22 protein-coding genes are annotated in these 22,058 nt (G+C 61.3%); 5 read left to right on the top strand and 17 right to left on the bottom strand.

Annotated features, from left to right (window positions below):
* Positions 1–48 precede the first annotated feature (48 nt).
* The 15 genes from ACXMDP_RS01535 to ACXMDP_RS01465 all read right to left on the bottom strand — a co-directional run bounded on the left by ACXMDP_RS01535 (position 49) and on the right by ACXMDP_RS01465 (position 12,818).
* On the bottom strand, positions 49–912 hold the full coding sequence (locus tag ACXMDP_RS01535; protein WP_259728967.1) for a DNA alkylation repair protein: 864 nt from the start codon (positions 910–912) through the stop codon (positions 49–51).
* A 53-nt stretch (positions 913–965) separates the two neighbouring features.
* Positions 966–1,745, bottom strand: a complete 780-nt coding sequence (locus ACXMDP_RS01530; protein WP_457767014.1) for an alpha/beta fold hydrolase — start codon at positions 1,743–1,745, stop codon at positions 966–968.
* Between the two features lie 453 nt (positions 1,746–2,198).
* On the bottom strand, positions 2,199–2,942 hold the full coding sequence (locus ACXMDP_RS01525) for a hypothetical protein (RefSeq protein WP_259728969.1): 744 nt from the start codon (positions 2,940–2,942) through the stop codon (positions 2,199–2,201).
* Between the two features lie 40 nt (positions 2,943–2,982).
* On the bottom strand, positions 2,983–3,555 hold the full coding sequence (locus ACXMDP_RS01520; protein ID WP_259728970.1) for a CPBP family intramembrane glutamic endopeptidase: 573 nt from the start codon (positions 3,553–3,555) through the stop codon (positions 2,983–2,985).
* 430 nt (positions 3,556–3,985) lie between these two features.
* Positions 3,986–4,729 carry a hypothetical protein gene (locus tag ACXMDP_RS01515; protein WP_259728971.1) on the bottom strand — a complete coding sequence of 248 codons (744 nt, stop codon included), beginning with the start codon at positions 4,727–4,729 and terminating at the stop codon, positions 3,986–3,988.
* Positions 4,730–5,361: 632 nt separating this feature from the next.
* Positions 5,362–6,312 carry a hypothetical protein gene (locus ACXMDP_RS01510; protein ID WP_259728972.1) on the bottom strand — a complete coding sequence of 317 codons (951 nt, stop codon included), beginning with the start codon at positions 6,310–6,312 and terminating at the stop codon, positions 5,362–5,364.
* Positions 6,313–6,380: 68 nt separating this feature from the next.
* Positions 6,381–7,262 carry a CPBP family intramembrane glutamic endopeptidase gene (locus tag ACXMDP_RS01505; protein ID WP_259728973.1) on the bottom strand — a complete coding sequence of 294 codons (882 nt, stop codon included), beginning with the start codon at positions 7,260–7,262 and terminating at the stop codon, positions 6,381–6,383.
* A gap of 563 nt (positions 7,263–7,825) precedes the next feature.
* Positions 7,826–8,089 (bottom strand): VanW family protein, encoded by a 264-nt coding sequence (locus ACXMDP_RS01500; protein ID WP_457767197.1) that lies wholly within the window; start codon positions 8,087–8,089, stop codon positions 7,826–7,828.
* A 1,102-nt stretch (positions 8,090–9,191) separates the two neighbouring features.
* Positions 9,192–9,704 (bottom strand): hypothetical protein, encoded by a 513-nt coding sequence (locus ACXMDP_RS01495; protein ID WP_457767013.1) that lies wholly within the window; start codon positions 9,702–9,704, stop codon positions 9,192–9,194.
* A gap of 154 nt (positions 9,705–9,858) precedes the next feature.
* Positions 9,859–10,182 carry a type II toxin-antitoxin system PemK/MazF family toxin gene (locus ACXMDP_RS01490; RefSeq protein ID WP_457767012.1) on the bottom strand — a complete coding sequence of 108 codons (324 nt, stop codon included), beginning with the start codon at positions 10,180–10,182 and terminating at the stop codon, positions 9,859–9,861.
* Positions 10,183–10,217: 35 nt separating this feature from the next.
* Complete coding sequence (locus ACXMDP_RS01485; protein ID WP_259729081.1) at positions 10,218–10,460, bottom strand: AbrB/MazE/SpoVT family DNA-binding domain-containing protein; 243 nt, start codon at positions 10,458–10,460, stop codon at positions 10,218–10,220.
* Between the two features lie 147 nt (positions 10,461–10,607).
* On the bottom strand, positions 10,608–10,886 hold the full coding sequence (locus tag ACXMDP_RS01480; RefSeq protein WP_259728976.1) for a BrnA antitoxin family protein: 279 nt from the start codon (positions 10,884–10,886) through the stop codon (positions 10,608–10,610).
* A complete protein-coding gene (locus ACXMDP_RS01475; RefSeq protein ID WP_259728977.1) occupies positions 10,873–11,172 on the bottom strand; it encodes a BrnT family toxin in 300 nt (99 codons plus the stop codon). Before ACXMDP_RS01475 ends, ACXMDP_RS01480 begins: the two co-directional genes overlap by 14 nt.
* Positions 11,173–11,325: 153 nt before the next feature.
* Positions 11,326–11,685, bottom strand: coding sequence for a DUF6232 family protein (locus ACXMDP_RS01470; protein ID WP_259728978.1), 360 nt, complete (start codon positions 11,683–11,685; stop codon positions 11,326–11,328).
* 245 nt (positions 11,686–11,930) lie between these two features.
* Positions 11,931–12,818 (bottom strand): integron integrase, encoded by an 888-nt coding sequence (locus ACXMDP_RS01465; RefSeq protein ID WP_259728979.1) that lies wholly within the window; start codon positions 12,816–12,818, stop codon positions 11,931–11,933.
* Between the two features lie 184 nt (positions 12,819–13,002).
* Between ACXMDP_RS01465 and ACXMDP_RS01460 the strand changes: the two genes are divergently transcribed.
* Positions 13,003–14,562, top strand: coding sequence for a B12-binding domain-containing radical SAM protein (locus ACXMDP_RS01460; protein ID WP_259729082.1), 1,560 nt, complete (start codon positions 13,003–13,005; stop codon positions 14,560–14,562).
* Between the two features lie 141 nt (positions 14,563–14,703).
* Entirely contained in the window at positions 14,704–16,944 is a 2,241-nt protein-coding gene (locus tag ACXMDP_RS01455; protein ID WP_259728980.1) for a S8 family serine peptidase, read from the top strand.
* A gap of 65 nt (positions 16,945–17,009) precedes the next feature.
* On the opposite strand, the gene ACXMDP_RS01450 is transcribed toward ACXMDP_RS01455, so the two are convergent.
* Both ACXMDP_RS01450 and purU read right to left on the bottom strand, forming a co-directional pair.
* The gene (locus ACXMDP_RS01450; protein WP_259728981.1) at positions 17,010–18,290 is read right to left on the bottom strand and encodes an O-antigen ligase family protein; all 1,281 of its coding nucleotides are present in this window, start codon (positions 18,288–18,290) and stop codon (positions 17,010–17,012) included.
* 2 nt (positions 18,291–18,292) lie between these two features.
* Positions 18,293–19,147, bottom strand: a complete 855-nt coding sequence (purU, locus tag ACXMDP_RS01445; RefSeq protein ID WP_094511547.1) for a formyltetrahydrofolate deformylase — start codon at positions 19,145–19,147, stop codon at positions 18,293–18,295.
* 133 nt (positions 19,148–19,280) lie between these two features.
* Between purU and psbQ the strand changes: the two genes are divergently transcribed.
* The 3 genes from psbQ to pstS all read left to right on the top strand — a co-directional run bounded on the left by psbQ (position 19,281) and on the right by pstS (position 21,984).
* Entirely contained in the window at positions 19,281–19,763 is a 483-nt protein-coding gene (gene psbQ, locus ACXMDP_RS01440; protein ID WP_259728982.1) for a photosystem II protein PsbQ, read from the top strand.
* A 64-nt stretch (positions 19,764–19,827) separates the two neighbouring features.
* Positions 19,828–20,898, top strand: a complete 1,071-nt coding sequence (locus ACXMDP_RS01435) for an NAD(P)/FAD-dependent oxidoreductase (protein WP_259728983.1) — start codon at positions 19,828–19,830, stop codon at positions 20,896–20,898.
* Positions 20,899–20,958: 60 nt separating this feature from the next.
* Positions 20,959–21,984 carry a phosphate ABC transporter substrate-binding protein PstS gene (gene pstS, locus ACXMDP_RS01430; protein ID WP_259728984.1) on the top strand — a complete coding sequence of 342 codons (1,026 nt, stop codon included), beginning with the start codon at positions 20,959–20,961 and terminating at the stop codon, positions 21,982–21,984.
* Positions 21,985–22,058 lie beyond the last annotated feature (74 nt).

Here is a 22,058-nt window from a genome sequence, read left to right as displayed (position 1 = left end):
GCTCGGATGGCATGGCTGGGATGATGGGTCAGGCCATGGTGGAGCGCCTTACAATGCGCTGCCCTTGGCTGCTGCACGTATCTTCAGCGCACGTGTATCTCCCTGCTTGGCGGGATAACGAACCGCATGCCGGATCAGCCACTGCAGCTCAGCGGAGGCACCATCCCACAACCAACGCTCACAGGTGGTAAAGACGAGTTCTGGATGGTCTTTGGCGATGTCCCCCAGGTGGTTGGCAACGCTGCGGCGGACGTAAAGCGATGAATCGTTCTTCAGAGATTCAAGGATGGGAAGCGTTGGCCTCGGATCGGCCACAAACGAAGGAATGCGTTTCCCCCAAGGGAGTCGTGGCCGTGTCCCCTCGCTGCAGAGGCGCCTTACATGCGGATTAGGGTCGGTGATCCACTGATCAACCTTCTCCAGAGTGCGCGCCTGCTGCTGGATCAGAAACGTGCGGATGGCGAACTCCGAGGTGAACCGCATGGTGAGGGCATGCAAAGCCAGCATCGACGTCTCAAAAGGGTCGTTGCCGCTGCTGTGATGGCCATCCTGCCCATACTCAGAAATAAAACAGCTGTGTGGAAGATAGAAAAAGCCTGCCAGCCCCATCTCTTCTGCTTCTGACTTCGCCGGCGTCAAAGAAGCCATGAGGACTTGAACAGCCTCCTCATAGTTCTCAGGCAGGACTTCACGAAGCGCCCTGGCGATATGCAATCCTCGCTGCATGATGGCCAACGGCTCAATGCCTGCCCGTGCGGATTCGCAGAATCGGCCAACCGGAAAGTCTGCATCAACAATCTGCAGGTTGTTCGCCAGACACTCAATGGCCTCCTGGCCCAGCAGGTGCTTCAGAGGCGTGCCCTTCTGAATGGATCGGGGCGCTGCAGGGATCGTGGGTACGCGAGGCGTCATCAAGGCCCGATCAATGCCAAGGCCCATCCAGATGGGCCATCGGCTGTGTGGTGTCAGGTTGGCGCCTTGGCAAGATCGCTGGCCACCTGAGCAAGAATCTCGTTCGCATGGCTGATAGCAATGAAGTGGCCTCCTCCGCTGATGGAACACCAGATGGCACCAGGGGTCTTGTCCGCCACCATCCGATTGATGGGTTCAGGCACCAGTTTGTCATCAGTTCCCTGCCAGAAGTAGACCGGACGCGTGACTTTGGTCATGTCAAACGGCCAAGCCTCGTAGAGCATCATGGCGTCAGCAACAAGCCCCTCAACGCCCTGCCGAAAGCATTCCCGTGATGCCTCCAGAAAGGATTGACAGACCTGCTCATCTGCCAGGACCTCCTGATCAGAGACACCCATCGACTTCTTCAGAGCCTGCAGATAGTTGGCTTCAAAGTGGGTAGCACTCAATCCAAGCAGTTCATACATGAGCCTGAAGCCAGGCTGGAAGTGCAACGCGAGGCGCCCGCCAAGCGCATCCACGCTGCTTTGGTACTTCACAGCCCAGTTATCTCCAAACGTTCCGTAGCTGGCACCAGCAATGCATGTGACATGGGCAAGGCGACCAGGGTCCAGATAGGCTGCGGCGGCAAGAGCCCACGGCCCTCCTTCAGACCAGCCGGTCACCGCGAACTGCTGTGCACCCAAGGAATCAGCCAATGCCTGGAGATCATTCGCCCATGACTCGAAGGTGCGCCCTGGCTGAAGATCGGACCCACCGATACCAGGCCGGTCAACACAGACAAACCTCAGCCCATGGGCACTTGCATAGGAATCGAAGAGCAAGGCCTCCAAGCGGCTGGATGGCCCACCGTGATGATGGATAACAAGTGGTCCGCCATCGTCACCCGTTTCAAGATAAGCCAGCGTTCGGCTCCCCACTCGGGCAACTCCTTCACGTGCCAACGCCTCTTCCTCTTTTGACCCTCTCCAGTTTAGTGGGAGTTAACACCTCAAACCAACGCTCACGATCACCGGGCTTCGAGATTGTTCACGTCTTCATGAGCGGCATGCTTCATTCCTATGCCCAGATTCAACAGTTCAGCGCCGGCTCTGGTTGGTGCCGGCAGCATTCCCCCAAGGGTGATCGGCTCCGTAGCGGCGTGTCGATAGCGTCACCCAGGTACCGGGTTGGAGCAGGCTCTTCAGGGCCACCAAGGCAGCCAGACCAGCTGCCCCCTGATGAAGTTGCAGGGAATGGCACGAACCGTCGCCCCGGTCACCGATGGCATCGAGGCGGCAGAGGGCTCAGCCCCCCACCACCAGGGCATCGACGATCTCATAGCGTTCAAAGTTCTCGCCGAGACTGAGCACCGAGCTATCCCCGCGCCGCTGCACCGAGAGCCGCTCAGGTTGATCCGAAGCAACCGCCTTTCCCTTCACGAACAGGAACTGACGCTTCTGCCCCTCGGGGTTCGTCACCACCACCGTGGCACTGTTGTTGGCCCTGCGCATCACGAAGGCCTTACACCTGGTGGCCTTGCCGCTGCTCCCGGACACACAGGGAACCTCCGCCGAAGCGTGGTAAGGAGTGCCGGGGATCAGGGCATCGCGGGAAGCGGGCACAGGGGCGAGAGGGGCACCGCCGATGCCAACCTTCAGGCTGTAGGTGCTCGTTTCGTTGCGGCGCGCCGCCGGCCGCATCAGGTACACCCTCACCCTCACGTCGCCATCGCTGGGCAGGAGGCCACGGAAGCGGTTGCCGGAGCTGCTGCCGATAAACAAGGCGGTGTCGGTCCCGGCCGCCATCACATTGAAGTAGTTCTGCGGATTGGACCCCTTGAGCTCCACCGTCAGGGTCTGACCGGCGCCGGCCCGCAGTTTGTAGTCGACGGTCTGGTCGCCCTTGAGCTGGCCCTTGAGCAAGGCGGAATCGGCGCCGGCTCGAAACGTGACCCTTTGACTCTCGATCGCCACCTGGGCCAGGGCGCCCCCAGCGGGGAGGCTTATGGCCAGGAGGCCAGCGCCCAGTGAGGCGAGTGGAAAACGCATCGGATGCTTCGGGGTGAGCATTAATAAACCTACTTCGCTTTCACTCCGGAATGTTGTTGATCGCCGATGGCCTGACTTGCTGGGCTTGCGCATTCCGCCCCCGAAGAAGGACTGCGATGACGCAGATGATCGCGATGGGGTAGACGGAGTATTGAATAGGGGAGGGTTCTGCGCCAACAGCGACGTTAAGGAACAAGGCACTGTCCCAAAGTCCATGGAGAATCATCGATAGAATCAGGGTGCCGGACATGCGTCGAATGGCGTAGAAGCCACTGCCCATGATGAATGTCAACAGCACCTGTACAGGCATGGCCCATAGCGGGAATCCGAAGAGGACGTTAGGAAGATGAAGGGCGGAAAACAAGAGGGAACTGATCAGCCATACCTTGCCCTCGCTAACACGACTTCGAAGGCCCACGATCAGACTTCCCCGAGTGATCATTTCCTCGCCGAATCCAACCCCCACGGCTCCGAGCATTGACCAACCAAGAAGCTCAAAGGTGGGCTGCTTCGGCACTACACCCAGGAAGTTCATCACAATGACCCCCGCCATCGCGATAGGCAATATCCAAACCCACTGAGGGCCGGATTTCGTTTGTTCGAACAGAACCATGCGCCACCATCCCAGGGCAGTGATGGCAACCACAAGGAATGCGGATCCAAAAAGAGTTGGAAACGCATACCACAGCTTCGTGGTTAGCGCATTCTCGCCAATCCGATTGTAGTCGACCCCATTGATGATCCATGTGACAAAGAAGATTGCCAGATAGCCCAGATATAATTGAACTCCGATCCATGCAGTTGGCTTGCGGCTCGGGGCGTTCCGCTCAGCAGGCGGAAGACAGCGAATCGGATAAGCGCGCCTAGCACTGCACTGGCAGGGGAATCACCTCGCGGTCGTACTGGCCGTTCCAGAGTCTCCCATTGATTCCGTGGCTGGATTGAAGGCGGTCTATGTCATTCTGGATGTCACAGGTCAAACCCAAGGCCGCCGTCCGGAGGGCCGGCGGCCAGAGCGATCAATGGCCTGAGCGTTCAGGCGATCACCTGCACTTGCTGGGTTCGGTATAGGTGATCGACTGATAACGTCCGTTGGTGGTACGCACAGCCACGCAGCTGTTGGTGCGGGGCTGCTCCCAGTAGGTGAAGGCACTGTCGCCGATCTGGTCGCCACCGCGGTAGGTGTACCCCTTCCTGGTCATCTCGCTCTCGGCACTGGCGCCCTTTACCCCCACCAGCGGCTGCAGTGCGCTCACCGGGGCTCCCACGCGGGCGGGTTCGCTGCTGCCGCCCTTGTCCGATCCGGCAATCAGAGCGCCGATCAACCCTCCCAGCGCGACACCGACCAGAGTTGCGCTGGTGGCCTTCTGGGGCCTGTCCTCGAAATCCACGTCAGGATTCTGCACGCTGTCGAGCTTCACCGAGAGGCGATGATCTCCCCCATCTGTGTTCCACAGGAACACATCGTGGTCGGGCTTGGCGTTGTGGCGCACGTTCACGATCCCGGCGTAGGTCTGCAGTTGCAGGGCCTGAGGGTTGGGGCCAGAGAAGTTGAAGTCGGTGCCGTCATCGAGCTTCACCACAAAGGCATCGGTGCCACCAGCCGCCTTGTGCTTGAAGCTGCAGTGACCGTTGAAGAGCTCATTGCCCGCTCTCTCCAGCTTGCAGCGGCCCGCGGCTCGCACCAGCGTTTCGGCGGACGCGACCTGGTGGAACGGGGCGGACGCCGTGAACAGCAGGAGGCCAGGACCCAGCAGGGCACCGGTGCGTTGGAGGCGAGTCTTCATCGAGATAGTAGATGGAGGTATGTCCCAGTGCGATTCGACTGGAACATCCTGAGCGTATTGGCGGTCTGCCGCCTCAATCGAGCCTTGTGACTGAACGCTGAGATCCGCCGGACAGCATCCGCAGCCGGCATCCAGGCCATCACCGTCACGGATCGAGTGACCTCATCCCGCAGCGTCGGTTCCCTGCTCCAGGTAGCGACGCCCGTCGAACACCTGCCGCACGTCGGTGGCTGGCGTACGGACCCTGCAGACAGGCGCAGTTGTCGGCGGAGGCCAGGGTGCGGCAGGAATGGGACCACCTGCGCGCTGGAACGACTGACCTGGTGGTCAACGCCAACGGGATACCACCATCCGCCTGGACCAGACTTGTCTGATGGAGCAGCAGACCGGCACCGATCGCATCCTCGACCTGGCCCTCATCGAGGTCGCAGCTGAGGCACCAGCGGTCCATCAGCCCCAGGATGCAGCTCTTGCTCCTTGCCTCCCCTCTGCCGCTCAGTGCTTGGCTTTCGGTTCGACTCTTGGGTCTGAGGATAAAGACAACTGTGGGTTACCTAATCACTTCCGTTGAGGTGATCTCATTGGCTTGCCGAACGCTGCCGTAACCGGGCGGCGAGGAAAGCCTGTCCATTTCAAATCCGCCCGACTTCGCCGCTCCGGTTCACGACTTTGGTCGTCGGCTTCTTCGGTTCTCGCAGCGGTGCGACAAAGGAAGCGAGATTCGCTATCAGCAACCGAATCTTGATCGCTGACCACATTACCATTGTAACGATCGAAATGCGGAAAGGTGTGGCACGCACATCAACTGTCAGCAGCAACATCCGTACCGCATACCGAAGATGTTTCCAACGATAGAAGCGATACACACGAGAAAGATACCAGTTCGCCTCCCTTCGCCCGAAGATCGTGTTATTCGCGCGGCCTGCAACGACACAGGATGCAAGCATGATTTGCGCATCTTCAAGCTCGAACACCCGCTGTAATGCGAACCGGCACCTTGCAAGAATACCAATTCCGTTATTCATTATTGCCTCAGCGTTCAGCATTTTCAGGAACATTCCATAGTGCCTTGCTTCGTCCTGCCCGAGTGCAGAGTAGACAGCACTTGCATTGCGATCGAGTGTTGAATCCGCGAGAACACGGTAAAGCGTGCTTGCGAGTGCCTCGACCACACACCGAGACACCATTTCAGCGGCTACTGAACCACGCACCGACTCTCCTGTGGGCGCGTGGTAGGTCACCAAGGACTTATACTTCGACATGCAAGAATCGAAGTCAAAGTCGTGATCTCCCGCCTCGCAAACGACACGCAGCGTTACGCCGTGCTGACATTCTTCAAAGTTCCATCGACTGATTGCTGATGTCCAGGCGTAACTGCGATCACGAAGAAGTGCCTGCAAGTATTCTGCGTAATCGTCACAGCGCGACTCAAGCAGGCAAATTGTCTTCGTGATGTGTAGCAGCGATTCGTCAAGGCTGACCTTTGACAGGTCGAAGTCGCCAGGCTTCCAGTGATTCGGCGATGGTCTGATAAAAGTTGCGGTCACAAGCTCGGTTCCAATTTCGATCCGACGAACGCTCATGATCAGCGGCTGGCAGTAGTTTGTTGGACTAATCAGGGATCTTTGGACCCGACTGCTGCATCTTGATGCTAGGTGTCCAAGTCCATGCGAGTGATCTTGCGTTTCCATGACGGTGGCACGATTGTGCCGCGCCGTACCGCCAGAATCAGCATGACCACGGTGAACGCAGTAGTCACCAGCATGGCGATCAGCGATCCCTCCATACCAGCGCTGCCGCCGGTGAGCATTTCCGGGCCTTGGAAGCTGGTCTTGAGTAGTCCCGGAGAGGTTGTATTGCCGGATACGGCACCGGAGAAAATCTTGCCCATGGAGTAGTTCCAGGCGAGGTGGAGGCCAATGCCTATCCACAGGCGGCCGGTAACCATAAAGGGCACAGCCAGCATCGGACCGTACACGACGGCGATAGACGCGACACCTGCAAAAGTTTCACCTGCGTTCCCAGCGTGCACGAAGCCGAACCACAGGGAGGAGAGAACCAACGCCACCCAGCCGCCGAACACGCCCTCAAGAATGCGAAACCACACGCCGCGGAACAGCAGCTCCTCGCCGAAGGGTGTTGTGAACGTCCCCCCTGTCACCCCTGCCACTAAGTTCTGCCAACGATCGATACCCTCGATGCGGTAAAGGCCGAGGGCCATGGCAATCAAAACGCAGGTCGTGAACAGGCCTAAGCCGAGCAGCAGGCCAATGCCGAGTTCGCGACCCATGGGGGGCAGGGATAGTTCGCTGACCGCTCGGCGTTCCACGAAATGCGCGTAGCTCCAATACACGAGCAGCAGGTTGGCGATGATAAACGCGCCCGTGAACAAGCCTGATGGGAGGAAAAGGGGCACTCCCAGGCCTGATGGGAACGTCAATATGTAAGCGTTGCCTGACCAATGCACATATAGCAAGAGGTTGTTGAGCGCCAGCAGGCTGATAAACGGGTTGCGCAGGATGCGCAGTAACAAGCGGATTCTCGAATCGGCTCGTGTATTGACTCTCGAATCGACTTGTGAATCCATTGATCATCTCCGTTTAGGAAAGCTGGCGGTTTGAGGGGCACCTTACGCTCATCATGACCCGTCTGAGGGATCTACCGCAAGAGTGTAGATCTCTCCGACGGGTCGGGTGAATGATGATGTTATGCGGCATTGGACAGTAAGCGCCTCTGAAGACCGTCTATCTGGCCACAACTCTAATCAATCGATTCACAAAGTCTAGCCGGTGGCTGCTTATCACCGGCAGGACAAGCCAATCCCACCAAGTGACCTCCTATGATGAAAGCGATTGAAAGATCATCCTTCTGCAGCTGACTTGTTCGATTCTGCCGGAAGAAAAGGCTCAGACATGAGCCTGGACTCATTGTTCACCATAAGACATTCAGATACCTCGCCGTTTATCACATCAGTTTCGATACGCCATAGCTCATTGCGACGTGTATATGTTCCCGGGCCATCATGAGTAACAATGTGAGCGCGCTCCTCGATTAGATAGTTAAACCTGCTAGGATGACTTGATGACCAAGATCCCTTCAGCACGCCTTCGGCAACGAATAAAGATAGCCTAAAAGGCTGGTTGTGTGGTTCACGATTTGAAGATCAAGAATCGGCCACGAACAAGTTGCTCCACTTCCGAATAGCTGGGTACGATTAGCATCTGGAAAAACATCAATACTATGCCTCCAGCGTTCTGCAACTGTGAGTGGAGTATGCAACGTCATCCAGTAGATTAGATTGGTCATCTGAGAAAGACCACCTCCTACTCCTGAAGTTAGCTGGCCTTGCTTAAGAACCAGGCCATCCAGAAAGCCTCTACCTTAGGTTGGCTTGCCAACCAACTTCCAAAAAGAAAGGCGCTTACCCGGGGCTAGGATAATCCCATCGAGAAAGCCTGAAGCGATTCTGAGATTAACTATCTTGTTGTGTTGCAGCTGCTCATCAAGACGAAGTAGAGGTCGGATCAGAGGGGTCTCGTGTGTAGCTACTACAAAAGGTAACGGTGCACTTGTTCGCTGGTATGCAAGCTCACCTCTGACTGAAAGCCACTGCATCTCCCTGAAGAGCCTTCTATAAGCAGGTCCAAAGAAAGGCCTCAATATGGCGCGAAGTTTGGTATGGAGTATGGCTACCTGTACGACTAGCTGTTTCCTGGAAGTTTCGTTACCACTTTACTTCGCTTAGGTCATCAAAGTTGATTGGAGCAACAAAGGTAGAGTTTGCCCTGACGATGCACTGAACGGCCTGACTATTTGCTCTTGAAGCCAGATCCCTTACCCTCCATGTGTATTGTGAGATTACGCGAAGCCATGTTTGACCATTATGGATGGAAATAGCATCATCGCTTGGCTCATAATGTTCGGCGCGAATTACATCACCGTATTGAAGCACGGCATCAGGCTGGCTTGTATGCGAGAGCCTACAATTGAGGCCGGCTGGATCGCTATCAACAACAAGCCAGTACAACTGTTGGTAGAATCCTCTATTGCCCTGAACTCTACTTGAGCAAATGTTTCCAGTTTTATCTACCTCATGAACATCAGCACGTTGCGCAAGGGTGGGGCTTGTCCACGCGCAGGAAGCTATTGCTATGCTGAGCCTGATGAAGATAGATGTAATTCTTGGCATGCAAGCAGCTATGATGATGTTCATAGCCAAATCGTGCCACCCATAGAATAGTGGGTGGGGGGTGGTGCGGGGATTGATGAAGGAGTTATTAGCTGTGTCCCCGGCTTAACAGATCGTTGCTCTTAAGCATAGCGGTGGCATTGAAGCTGCTGCAAATAACTCAATAGCCCGTGGACTGTTAATCAGAACTACGCCAGTTCTGCTTGCGCTAAACGCATATCTTGGCCTGCGAGATGGGACTTTGCATTGCCAGCTTTAGCCTGCAACTCACCTTTACTCGTTGATATTATCCAAACCTTCAAATCTCCAGCCCGTTTCAGACTGTCCAAAGAAATATCTTATTGGGCGATTCTCACTTGATTCAGGCAGCTGCTTGAAGGTACAGTAAATAGCATAACCATCTCCCTCGTGGCGCGGTTGCGTTGCATTAAAACATCTCTTGGCGTTGGCTTCCATATTCACAATACTGTCGTAGCCCTTCAGGAGTTCGGACTTTGTTGTTACGCTTCTAACTCCAAATGGCATCTTAAGCGGAAACCTTGTTAAGCCTGCAACTGCTGCCTGATCATTAATGAGAACTGCATTTTTAAATCTTTTCCAAAATACACCAAAGTCAGTTTGAGCTGAAATGTTTACAGGTACAAACAAGAAACCAGCACAGTATGTGCCGATTAGGAAGATTCTGCTTTTGCGCATTAGTCTAAGTCCATTCCGTTTGGATAGCTTACATGTCTCGATCTCGCCAAGCGTATCTAGCGCATCGAGCTTGGCAAGCCATGAGCTCAAAACAAAGCGGCGTCACTTTCAAGTTTAATGAAATCGCTCGGAAGATGCAATCATGTTCGCATAACGCTGGCCATCACCTGCCCGCAGAGAGCCATAGGAGAAAAACTCACAGGGCACAGTGAATCTGCGGTGGCGGGTCAGGTGCATGGCCGTGTTAGAGAGTGGCAGCATTGTCAGGAACAAGCAGAGGCAAGATCCTTGCCGTAACCATCGCCAGAAGCTCATACGATGCTCGCTCAATCAGGTTCGCCTTCCTGGCACGCCAGTTAAGGCTCTTCAGCTGATCTGCAAGAACGACACCGATCACCCCACTACCCTCTGGCAAGACCACCTCAAATGGATAACCCTTGACCCGGGAGGTCACAGGACAGAACAATGCCAGGCCAACCTTTCCGTTGTAGGCCTTCGGTGAAATCACCAAAGCTGGTCGCCTTCCAGCCTGCTCACTACCTGTCTGCGGTGTGAATTCAAGCCACACAAAATCTCCTCGATCAGGGACGTATGCGGCTGTCACTAGAAGATCTCCGCCCCGACAGCCGGTCCCGTATCAACAGACGAATGAATATTACTCTCTGAGACGCCTGCCAAGAGATCATCAAGACTGAGCCGAGTCGGGAGAGCTGGCTTCACAACAAGCTGGCCATCCTTGGAGCTCAGGCTTACTTCAGTGCCAGCAACCAGGCCAACCTCCTCCGCCAGTCCACGCGGGATCCGCACCCCGAGACTGTTTCCCCATTTTTGGACCCGCGTCTGCATGGCAATCAAGCGGCTATACGCTGAGTATACCGGCTTTGGGCTGCAACTGCTTCGCCCCCATCTCCCTAACGCTGCCCCTGAGTGGCAGGCAAGGATTGAATGCCGGAGCAAGATGCTTTAAGGAAGCGTGTCCACTCGAGGGGCTGGTTAGGCCCCCTTTGCATCATCAGCAGAATGACTTTGCACATATTCCTTCAAAACAGCATCCATGCGAGCTTGCCAACCCGCTCCAGAAGATTTGAAGTAGTCAATGACCTCTGGACTATACCGGATTGAAATCAATAGCTTTTTATTTCCCAGTTTTGGCCGTCCACGCAAAACTCTCATCGGCACCATCCTTTCCATCTGCTCATCCGTAAGAGGAAGGGCGTCGGGATCTGATTCAGCTGATGCTGTAATCAGTTGATCCTCCTCAACTGTCGGCATCTTCAAATTGATCTTCTTCGATGGCTTTGACATAGTGGTTGATCTCACGACGATTTGCTCTGCGTAGACTAATTATCCTCCTTGCAGACTCCCGATCAACAAAGGCCACGAATAGGAGAGTGTCCCCCAACGGCGCCAGCGCGACCATTCTCACTTCGCCATAGTCTGCCCGGTCATCAATCCAGACAAGCGCCGCATCCCAACTGAGCTGAGCTGCAGCCGCCAAGGAGAAGCCGTGCTTGCTCAGATTGGTCGCGTCCTTACCAGGGTCGAAATCGAACTGCACGCTTTATCGTAGCTACAGAAAAGCTGCCCGTCAACTTCGTCTCATCAAGCGGCCTTCAGGTGGGCCTAACGCGCCGATGAGCGGCGCCAGAGCGCGCAGCGCGGAGGCGTCCGCTCCATTGGCTGGTTAGGCGTCACGGCGGAACAGTCATCGTTAGCCGCGATGAACAATGGCTTCGTTTAGGGCCGCAACAACCTTATGCAAATACTCTTGCTGGTGGGTATTGAGCGCACTTGTCTCTCCGCCGGACGTGGAAAGCATGACGTGATAGACAGTCTTCTGCATATATAGAATGAGTACGGCACCGGCCGATATAGCAAGGCCGACGGCTTGATCGCTAACTGCGATGACCAAGCCGATGATCAAAAGCAGGATGCCCCAGAAGCGCTTTGGTCTCTGTTCGAATGCCTTGACTGAGGTGACATTGCTCATTGCAAAGGTCTGGCTACCGCTGATGAAACGGGCATTCGTCACCTTGACGTCTCCAGATTCAAAGAAGGTGTGCTCGGCCATGTGTTCGTAGTCTCCCCGAGGTAGTAATGCCTATTGTGTAGCATGCGCCAGACGACATTAAAAGCTGACGCCTAACGCTGATTGGACGGACCCAGTGAAAGCCTCGCTGTGCCTACCCAGTGAAGCCTAAGAGAGGAAGGGACTGAAGCCAAAGAAACACAAACCCAGGCCAGACCAATGATCCCAGGCTTTCCCAGCCAAGGGACCCAGGTTTTCGGCGGACCCGTATAAAACAGTTCGATATGTTACAAAAGGTCGGCCGGACTGCTGACTCCCAAGGGCCCGCGGTTCAGCACATGCGTATAGATCATGGTTGTCTGCACATCCTTATGCCCCAGCAATTCCTGGATCGTGCGGATGTCCTGGCCCCGCTCCAGGAGATGGGTGGCAAACGAATGGCGAAAAGTGTGGGGTGACGCAGGCTTGTGGATCCCTGCAGCAAGCACCGCTCGCCGCACGGCCTTCTGAATCAGGCTGGGATCGAGATGGTGCCTGCCCTGTTCACCCGTGGCCAGATCGCACCATCGGTGGTGTTGTGGAAACACCCACTGCCAGCCCCACTCCACCGGAGCGTTGGGATACTTCCTCCCCAGAGCATGGGGCAGTGGCACCCGGCCATAGCCCTCGGCGAGATCCTGGCGATGCACCCGCCGCACGGCCACCAGGTGGTCCTGCAGCTGCTGGCCCAAACGGTTGGGCAGCAGGGTGCGGCGATCCTTGCCGCCCTTGCCGTTGCGAACCGTGAGTTCGCGCCGCTGGAAATCCAGATCCTGCACCCTGATGCGCAGCGCTTCCATCAGCCGCAGCCCACTCCCGTAAAGCAGCCCGGCCACCAACCCCTCCACGCCAGAAAGCCGCTCCAACACCGCGCCTACCTCCTGGGGTGTCAGCACCACCGGCAGCCGCTGCCTGGTGCGAGCCCTCACCAGCCCCTCCAAGTCCAGATCCTGCTTCAGCAGCTCCCTGTAGAGAAACAACAGTGCCGCCAGCGCCTGGTTCTGGGTTGAGGCACTCACCTGCAGGTCCACCGCCAGGTGATTGAGGAAGGCATTCACCTCGGAACTGCCCATCTCCCGCACCTGCAGCTCCTCGCGGTAGCGCTGGATCAAGCCTGCAGGGCGAGGGGCGGTCATTCGCTGGCCTGAGGAGCACACCCCAAGGATTCCCGCGGCCGTCCATTTCCTCCCCCATGGGCCATGGCAGCCCACCCGGCCGCTCAAGCTCCAGACTGACCACTCCCGGCCGGCGCCTCCACCCCTGAATCAGGAAACCCTGCTGTTTGAGCCCGCCGTGCCGGAGGTGGGGGCGCTGAAGGCGGTGCTGGCCTTTCCGAGTACCTATTCGGTGGGCATCACCAGCCTGGGCTACCAGGTGGTGTGGGCCAGCCTGGCCAGCCGCAGCGACGTGGATGTGCGGCGCCTGTTCACCGACCAGGGCGATCCGCCTCACCGCCAGCTCGATCTGTTCGGCCTCTCGCTCAGCTGGGAGCTCGATGGCCCCGTGCTGCTCGATCTGCTGGAGCAGCTGGGCATTCCGCTCTGGAGCCAGGAGCGGGGCGAGCGCGATCCGATCGTGTTCGGCGGCGGCCCGGTGCTCACCGCCAACCCCGAACCGCTTGCGCCGTTCTTTGATGTGGTGCTGCTGGGCGATGGCGAGCTGCTGCTGCCCGCCTTCATCGATGCCGTCCAGGCCCGGCGCCAGGCGCCGCGGGCCGAGCGGTTGCGGGCGCTGGCGCAGATTCCCGGCATCTACGTGCCATCGCTGTACGCCCCTCGCTACGGCGCAGCGGGGGAGCTGCTGGCGGTGGAGCCGATCGAACCGGGCCTGCCGGCCACCATCGCCAAACAGACCTGGCGCGGCAACACCCTCAGCCACTCCACCGTGATCACCCCGGAGGCGGCCTGGCCCGCGATCCACATGGTGGAAGTGGTGCGCAGCTGCCCGGAGCTGTGCCGCTTCTGCCTGGCCAGCTACCTCACCCTGCCCTTTCGCACCCCCTCCCTCGACGACGGCCTCATCCCCGCCGTGGAGAAGGGTCTGGCCGCCACCCAGCGACTGGGCCTGCTGGGGGCCTCCGTCACCCAGCACCCGCAGTTCGCCGATCTGCTCACCTGGCTTGATGGCGATCGCTTCGAGGGCACGCGCCTGAGCGTCAGCTCGGTGCGGGCCGCCACCGTGACCCCCCAGCTGGGGCGGATCCTGGCCAAGCGGGGCAGCAAGTCGCTCACGATCGCGATCGAAAGCGGCAGCGAGCGCATGCGCCGGGTGGTGAACAAGAAACTCGCCACCGAGGAGATCTTCGCCGCCGCCCGCTACGCCAAGGAAGGCGGGCTCAGCGGCCTGAAGCTCTATGGCATGGCCGGCCTGCCCACTGAAGACGACGCCGACATCGAAGCCACCGCCGATCTGCTGCTGGCGATCAAAGCCGCCACGCCGGGCCTGCGGCTCAGCCTCGGCGTCAGCACCTTTGTGCCCAAGGCCCACACCCCCTTCCAGTGGGAAGGGGTGCGGCCGGAAGCGGAGAAGCGGCTCAAGCGGCTGGCCCGCCGCCTTCAACCCAAGGGCATCGAGCTGCGGCCCGAGAGCTACGGCTGGAGCGTGATCCAGGCGTTGCTCTCCCGCAGCGACCGGCGCCTGGCGCCGGTGATCGCCGCCGTGCGCGGCCGTCACGGGCAGCTGGGCGGCTGGAAGGCCGCCTATCGCGACGCGCTGGCCGCCGCACCCGCTGCGCTGCCGTCACCGCCGCCCTGGCAGGAGGTGATCCACCAGCGCTGGCCCCATGAAAAGTTGTTGCCTTGGGAACATTTGGAGGGACCGCTCCCAAAGAGCCTCCTGCAGCGGCACCATGATGAAGCTCTTGAACCAGCCAAGGGCTGATCCCCCTTTTCCCGAGCGATGGGCCACTCTCAAACGCCCTCTGGCCAAAGCAATCTGAGCCCATCCATCCCACGGGCAGCCTGGGATCTTGAGGCAGGCACGACGGCCCCGAGCGGACAGGCCGAAGGTCCCGACGGCCCTGTGCAACAACTGCTCGTCCAGTGGCGCCTCAACATCGACGCCGCCAGACGCAGTTCCATCCACCGGGAGCTGGGGGGAACAGTCCTGCGCTCCATCCATACCCTGCCCATGCAACAGGCCGGGGAGGGGGTGCTGGATGTCGTGCGGGCACCCGCGGATGCCCAGGCCAGGGAGCGACTGCTGCGGGGCTACGGCCAGCGGCCCGAAGTCATGTTCGCTGAACAGGATGGGCGCGTTGGCATCCAGCAGGTCAGCAACGATCCCTCCCTCAGCACGCTCTGGGGCATGCAGAGCACTGGCTTCGGCTCTGGCGCCGTCGGTGCCTGGGGGCGGGACATCACCGGGACCACCACCACGGTTGTGGGAATCGTCGACTCCGGCATCGATTACACCCACCCCGACCTCTACCTCAACATCTGGCTGAACCAGGGCGAGCTCCAGGGCCTGAGCTTTTTCAGCACGCTGGTCGACACCGATGGCGACCAACTGATCAGTTTCCGCGACCTCAACAACGCCACCAACCGTTCCAATCCCGCCGCCGGGCTCACCGATTGGAATGGCAACGGCTACATCGATGCCGGGGACATGCTTGACAGCCGCTCAGGCTGGGAAAACGGGGTTGACAACGACAGCAATGGTTACAGGGATGACCTGATCGGTTGGGACTTCGCCAACAACGACAACGACCCCTACGACGACAACAGCCACGGCACCCATGTGGCTGGAACCGTCGGGGCCATGGGCGGCAATGGCCTGGGCGTGGCAGGCGTGAACTGGCAGGTGCAGATGGTTCCCTTGAAGTTCCTCGCCCGCTCAGGCAGCGGCAGCCTCAGCGATGCCGTGTTGGCGCTCGACTATTTCACCACCGCCAAGATCCAAGCGGGCCAGCGGGGGGAAACAGGCCAGTTCGTGGGCACCAATAACTCATGGGGCGGTGGTGGCTATTCCCGGGCCCTCGAAAACGCGATCGATCGGGCCACCCAACAGGATCTGCTGTTCATCGCGGCAGCCGGTAACGGCGGCCTCGACGGCATCGGCGACGACAACGACCTGAATCCCAGCTACCCCTCCAATTACTCCAGCAGCAACGTGATCGCCGTGGCTGCGATCACCAGCACAGGCGACCTGGCGAGATACTCGAACTTCGGGTCGGTGTCGGTGGATCTCGGGGCGGCTGGTTCCTCCGTCTTCTCCACCGTGCCCGGGGGGGGCTACGGCAACAAGAGCGGCACCTCGATGGCCTCGCCCCACGTCGCAGGAGCAGCGGCGCTGCTCAAGTCGGCGTTTCCCAGCGCCACCGCCGCCCAGATCAAGCGGGCCTTGCTCGAATCCGCGACCCCCACAGCCTCTCTGGCCAACAAGACCGTGACAGGCGGCCGGCTCAACATCCCCGCCGCCCTCGACCGGCTGGGCGCGCTGGTGGTGGACCCAACCCTGCCGATGGTGTCGGTGGCAGCCAGCGATGCTGCAGCGGCGGAAGCAGGCCAAGCGCCCGGCTCCTTCACCCTGACCCGCAGTGGCGGGACCCTCGGCCAGTCCCTGACGGTGAGCTTCAGCCTTGGCGGCACGGCCACCGCGCCCGACTACGCGCCCAGCCTGGGCAGCACCATCACCTTTGCCAGCAACCAGACGTCCGTCGTGCTCACCATCACGCCGGTGGACGACTCGCTGGTGGAGGGCCCTGAAACCCTGGTCCTCAATCTTGCGCCCGGCTCCGCCTACGCGATCGGCACGGGCTCGGCCACCGTCACCATTGCCGACAACGACGCTGCGCCACCGCCCCCAACCAACCAGATCCTCTGGGGCACCACTGGCAACAACACCGTCACCGGCGGCAATGGCGACGATCGGATCGCCGGGGTTCCCTCCAGCGGCACCTCGGCCGCAGCCTTGGGCCGCAACCAGATTGACAGCCTCACCGGCGGCGGCGGCCGGGACACCTTTCTCCTGGCCGACAGCCGCGGCACCTTCTACAACGATGGCTCCCGCCTCTCCCAAGGAACTGAGGACTATGCCCTGATCAAGGACTTCAATGCAGCCGACGACAAGCTGCAGCTGCGCAGCGATTCCCAGTACCTCTACCGCTTCTCGGGAGGATCCACCGAGATCTTTCTGGGCAACGGCGATAACCGCTTCAGCAATGCGGATGAACTGATCGGGAAACTGGAAGGGGTCAACCTCGTACCAGGGACGGGCGCCTACATCCTTGGAACCGGCAACAGCTGGACGACCTTCATCTGACGAGACCTTCAGCTGACGATCGGCCTCAACCTGATCGGGCCCGGATCGGGCATGCCCTGAGGTGATCAGCCCTTGGTCAAGGTCTGAGGGTCGGGATGATGCCTTTCGACTGTCCGCAACCCCGCCAGGAGTATCCACCCGGCAATATTGATGCGGCTGTCGTACATCGGAATGTCGGTGGCGTGAAGGACCACCAGCACCAGGGTTGCCGCCCACCAGGCCCGCTCGAACACCGGCTCCCTGGCAATCCCAAGCCGCGCCGCACGGATCAGAAGCCACAGCACGATCGCCACCACGCCCACGGCAGCCGGCAGGCCGTGGCTGACCGCCAGGTCAATCACCACGTTGTGGGGGTGGCCATGCCACTGGCCCGTACGCAGCGGGTAGATCACGCTGAAGGCCGCCGCGCCCCAGCCCAGCCAAGGCCGCTCGGCGATCAGCATCAGAGCCACGCCCCACTGGCTGAGCCGGGTGCTGGCCAGATTTCGCTCACCGGCGAACTTGACGTCATTCAGGCGGGCCCAGATCGCCTCAGGCACCAACGCGCGGGCGGGGGCCTGCAGCAACGCCGGCACGCCAGGCAGGCTGGCCAGGATGACGGGCAGCAGCAGCAGCAGCAAAAGCGGCAGCAGCCATGGCCAGCTGATCGGCCCGGCCACGATTGGGGCCGCCAGCACCAGGGCCCCCCAGGCATTGCGTGAATCGGTGAGATAGAGGGACGTAGCCAGAAGGGCCGCCAGACCGAGCGCCGCAGCGCGTCGCTGCCAGCTCTGGCCTGCCTGCAGCAGTGCCGCCAGCGCGAAGGGCCAGGCCAGCGCCAGCCAGGCACCGGCGATGTTGGCGTAGTCGAACAGGCCGGAAAAACGCCCGTCAGGCGTGCCCCCCTCGCCGATGTGCCAGATGATCGCTCCACCCAGGATCTGGAACGGCCCGGCCCAGCCCCACCACAGCTGGCCCAGGCCCGTAACGATCACCGGCACCGTGCCGGCCAGCAGCCAGAGCCCCACGCGGCGGCGGGCAGCGGCGCTGGCCACATACGGCTGAAAGCCCCAGAAGGCCCAGAAGAAGGGCAGCCAGTTTCCCATCCCCACCCAGGCAAGCCAGCCGCTGGTGGCGCGGAAGCAACCGATCACCATCAAGGCAGCCACTACCAGCAGCACCCGGTTGACCTTGTCCTGGAGGAACCGTCCGCGGCGGCTGGCGGCCACAAGCGCGACCAGCAGCAGCAGGCCAGCGATCAGGGCGCTACTGGGCAGCACGAAGACCCCAAGCTGGAAGCAACGCCAACCCATGGGTGGCGCCGTCTCGGGACGGCAGCTGTCGAGGCGGTGGATCAGCTCCCGCATGATCAGGAGAACACCGCTGTGCGGCCGCGGTAGACCATCACCTGGCCACGCAGGTGCAGGCGTAACGCCCGGGCCAGCGCCAGCCGTTCAGTGTCGCGGCCTTTACGGATCAGATCGTCCACGTCGTCGCGGTGACTGACGGTGATCGTGGCCTGCTCAATGATCGGGCCGCCATCAAGCTCCTCGGTCACGTAGTGGGCGGTGGCTCCGATCAACTTGACCCCCCGCTCCCAGGCGCGGTGGTAGGGCTGGGCCCCCTGAAAAGCGGGCAGAAACGAATGGTGGATGTTGATCACCGGCGGCGCCCCCAGCAGGAAGGCTGGGCTCAGCACCTGCATGTACTTGGCCAGCACCACCAGATCGATGTCCAGCTCGCTCAGCAGCTGCCGCTGGGCCTGCTCCACCTGCTCGCGGCTGCCGGCGCTGATCGGTAGATGCACGAAGCGGGCACCGAAATCGGCGGCGAGCAGCTCAAGATCCGGATGGTTGGACACCACCAGCGGCACCTGCATCGGCAGCTCTCCGGCCCGCGTGCGCCAGAGCAGATCCACCAGGCAATGGTCCTGCCGCCCCACGAAGATCGCCACGCGCGGGTGGCCGTCGGAGAAGCGCAGCGTGCCTTCCCCCCCCAGCCGCTCGGCAAGAGCAAGCGCGGCCGGGCCGATCGCCTCCCGCGGCAGGCCGAAGCCCTCCACCTCCCACTCCAGACGGCTGAGGAACAGGCCGGCACCGGCATCGGTGTGGTGATCGGCATGGCGGATATTGCCGCCGTTGGCAGCCACCCAGCCCGAAAGGGTGCTCACCAGCCCAGGACGGTCGGGGCAGATCACCTGAAGGATCGCCGTTGGAAGGGTCATCACCGCCAGGATTGCCAGGGTCATTGTGCCGCCCGCCCTGGAGGGCCGGTCCCACAACCTGGGCGGGTGGTGTTGATCAGAGCCACAGCGCTGCATGAACGGACGTAAAGTCCGCTCGCCTGTTCCCCTCGTCATGGTCGCTCAGCTGGTTTTCGCGCTTCGTTCCGCCCTGAAGCGCTTCGCCGTGCTCAGCCTTTCCGTGGTGCTCTGCCTGGGGCTGGCCGCCTGCGACGGCAATCAGGCCCGCAAGCCTCCCTCGATCAGCCCAGCGGACATGGCCGTGATCCAGCGCCAGGCCGCAGGCTTCCAGGCCGCCAAAGACCGGCTGCCGGAACTGGCGGAGCTGATCAACGAACGCAACTGGGTGTTCACCCGCAACCTCATCCACGGTCCGATGCAGGAAGTGGGTCGCGAGATGCTCTACATCAACCAGCGGCTTCTTCCCGCCGACCGTCCAGCCGCCACCAAGCTCGCCAACCAGCTGAAGGCCGCCCTGGCCGAACTCGATGAAGCCGCCAAACTCCAGGACGGCGAGCGGCTGCGCAAGGGCTACATCAAGGTGGCCAGCGGTTTCGGCGCCTACGGCGAAGTAATCCCCGCCGATCCGCTCGGCTGAGCCAACAGCCCCTCTGACGGCTCCTCCGCCCCATCTCCCGCTACTCCCCACGCCCGCGTCCCGGGTGGTGGTGATCGGCGCCGGCATCATCGGCCTGGCTGCCGCCTGGTGGCTCCAACGCCTCGGCCATGCGGTGGTGCTGGTGGATCCAGCCCCCCACGGCCCCCAGCCCGAAGGCAGCGGCAGCAGCGCCGCGCTCGGGGTGCTGATGGGGGAGGTGTTCCACCGCAGCAGCGGCCGGGCCTGGCGGCTGCGGCAGCAATCGTTGCGGCTGTGGGAGCAGTGGCGCGCCGAGCTGGCCCTGGCCGGTCAGCCGGTGCCCCACCGGCCGGGCCTGCTGCTGCTGGCCGCCGACGCTCAGGAGCTGGCGCGCCTCGAAGCCCTCGCCCTGAGCCGCCAGGCCCTGGGCCTGGCCATGGAGTTGTGGCAGCGGCCGGCGCTGGAAGCCCTTCGCCCCGCCCTGCCGCACGGTGCCCTGGCGGGGCTGTTCTCTCCCCGCGACGGTCAGCTCGATCCCCTTGCCGCCATGGCCGCCTTCCGCCACGACGGACTGGCGCGCGGCCTGGAGCTGCGGGCGGATCGGGTGGAGGCCCTGGAGCGCCGCAACGACCGCTGGCACCTATCGCTGCGCGGCGGCGGCGAGCTGGAGGCCCCCTGGGTGCTGGTCGCCGCCGGCCTGGCCAGCCCGGCGCTGCTGGCGCCGCTCGGCCATGAGCGGCCGCTGGAGCCGGTGCTGGGCCAGGCCGCCGAGTTGGAGATCAGCCCTGAGCTCGCCGCTGCCTGGCCGGCGAGCGTGGTGTGGCGGGGCATCAACCTGGTGCCACGCCCGCAGCGGCGGCTATGGCTGGGCGCCACCCTGGAGCCCGGCCTCAGCGCCGATCCAGCCCGCTGGAGCGCCCTGCGCCAGCTGGAAGGCGTAGCACCGGAGTGGCTCGCGCAAGCGCGCGTGCAGCGCCACTGGCAGGGTCTGCGGGCGCGGCCAGCCGGGCGGCCGGCACCGTTGCTCGAGCAGCTGGAGCCGGGGCTGCTGCTGCTGTCCGGTCACTACCGCAATGGCGTGCTGCTGGCACCAGCCAGCGCCGCCTGGGCTGCTGACGTCATCGCTACCGGGAACGGGAGCCTTACCTGTCGTTAACGTTGGCAGCCGTGCCCTTGGATAGCTTCCGGGAGAAGCATTCCGCTCGCCCGTCGTCCCATGGCCTCCCCCACCCGATTGCACCGCCGTCCGCTCGCCCGTCTGGCGCTGCCGCTCGGCCTGGGCGCGGCGATGGCGCTCACGGCCTGCGGTGGCGGTAGCGGGGGCGGCGGGGGCGGCCAGCTCACCGGCACCCTCAACGGCGCCGGCGCCTCCTTCCCCTCCTCCATCTATCAGAGCTGGTTCCAGCAGCTGGCCTCCACCGGCTTGAAGGTGAACTACCAGTCGGTGGGCTCTGGCGCCGGGGTGCGCCAGTTCATCGCCGGCACGGTGGATTTCGGCGCCAGCGATGCGCCGATGGACGCTGAGGACCTCGCCAAGGTGAGCCGCGGCGCCGTGCAGGTGCCGATGACGGCTGGCGCCATCGCCGTGGCCTACAACCTGCCCGGTTGCGAGCTCAAGCTCACCCAGGCCCAGGTGGCGGATGTGTTCCTCGGCAAGATCAAGAACTTCAAGGAACTGGGCTGCGCTGATCAGCAGATCAACGTGGTGTATCGCTCGGACGGCTCTGGCACCACCTACAACTTCACCAACAGCCTGGCCGCCTTCAGCGAAGCCTGGAAGAGCGGCCCCGGAGCTGGCAAAGCGGTGGCCTGGCCGGTGGGCGTCGGCGCCAAGGGCAACGAGGGCGTAGCCGCCAACCTGGGCCAGAACCGCGGCAGCATCGGCTACGTGGAAACCTCTTTTGTGAAGGGCGATCTGCAGGCGGCCGCCATTCAGAACAAGAGCGGTGACTTCGCCAAACCCGACAACGAAAACGCCAGCAAGGCGCTGGCCGCCATCGATCTCGGGCCCGACCTGATCGGCAGCGATCCCAACCCCTCGGCCGGCTACCCGATCGTCACCTTCACCTGGATCCTGCTCTACAAAACCGGCAACGGCGAGAAGGCCGAGATGCTCAAGAAAGTCTTCAACACCACCTTGTCGGAAGAATTCCAGAGCAAGGCCCCCACGCTGGGCTACGTGAGCCTGCCGGCTGAGGTGGTCACCAAGGCCAAGGCCGCCGTCGACAGCATCGGCAAGTAATCCCCGGCACACCGTCCCCAGCCAGCTTCAGGCCCCGGCCTGCGCCAACGGCTTCCCAGCCCGGCTTCCTGCCA

The sequence above is a fragment of the Cyanobium sp. ULC065 genome (genome assembly GCF_977927515.1).
Note: the sequence above shows the minus strand (reverse complement) of the source record. Positions and strands in the feature narration are given on the sequence as shown.

What these genes read in the sequence shown, in the direction of transcription:
- psbQ (WP_259728982.1), top strand. Translation starts at nt 19,281, where the DNA reads ATGGTCGCTCAGCTGGTTTTCGCGCTTCGTTCCGCCCTGAAGCGCTTC.
- ACXMDP_RS01465 (WP_259728979.1), bottom strand. Translation starts at nt 12,818, where the DNA reads ATGACCGCCCCTCGCCCTGCAGGCTTGATCCAGCGCTACCGCGAGGAG.
- ACXMDP_RS01535 (WP_259728967.1), bottom strand. Translation starts at nt 912, where the DNA reads ATGACGCCTCGCGTACCCACGATCCCTGCAGCGCCCCGATCCATTCAG.
- purU (WP_094511547.1), bottom strand. Translation starts at nt 19,147, where the DNA reads ATGACCCTTCCAACGGCGATCCTTCAGGTGATCTGCCCCGACCGTCCT.
- pstS (WP_259728984.1), top strand. Translation starts at nt 20,959, where the DNA reads ATGGCCTCCCCCACCCGATTGCACCGCCGTCCGCTCGCCCGTCTGGCG.
- ACXMDP_RS01480 (WP_259728976.1), bottom strand. Translation starts at nt 10,886, where the DNA reads ATGCCGACAGTTGAGGAGGATCAACTGATTACAGCATCAGCTGAATCA.
- ACXMDP_RS01450 (WP_259728981.1), bottom strand. Translation starts at nt 18,290, where the DNA reads ATGCGGGAGCTGATCCACCGCCTCGACAGCTGCCGTCCCGAGACGGCG.
- ACXMDP_RS01485 (WP_259729081.1), bottom strand. Translation starts at nt 10,460, where the DNA reads ATGCAGACGCGGGTCCAAAAATGGGGAAACAGTCTCGGGGTGCGGATC.
- ACXMDP_RS01510 (WP_259728972.1), bottom strand. Translation starts at nt 6,312, where the DNA reads ATGAGCGTTCGTCGGATCGAAATTGGAACCGAGCTTGTGACCGCAACT.
- ACXMDP_RS01525 (WP_259728969.1), bottom strand. Translation starts at nt 2,942, where the DNA reads ATGCGTTTTCCACTCGCCTCACTGGGCGCTGGCCTCCTGGCCATAAGC.
- ACXMDP_RS01515 (WP_259728971.1), bottom strand. Translation starts at nt 4,729, where the DNA reads ATGAAGACTCGCCTCCAACGCACCGGTGCCCTGCTGGGTCCTGGCCTC.
- ACXMDP_RS01520 (WP_259728970.1), bottom strand. Translation starts at nt 3,555, where the DNA reads ATGGTTCTGTTCGAACAAACGAAATCCGGCCCTCAGTGGGTTTGGATA.
- ACXMDP_RS01470 (WP_259728978.1), bottom strand. Translation starts at nt 11,685, where the DNA reads ATGGCCGAGCACACCTTCTTTGAATCTGGAGACGTCAAGGTGACGAAT.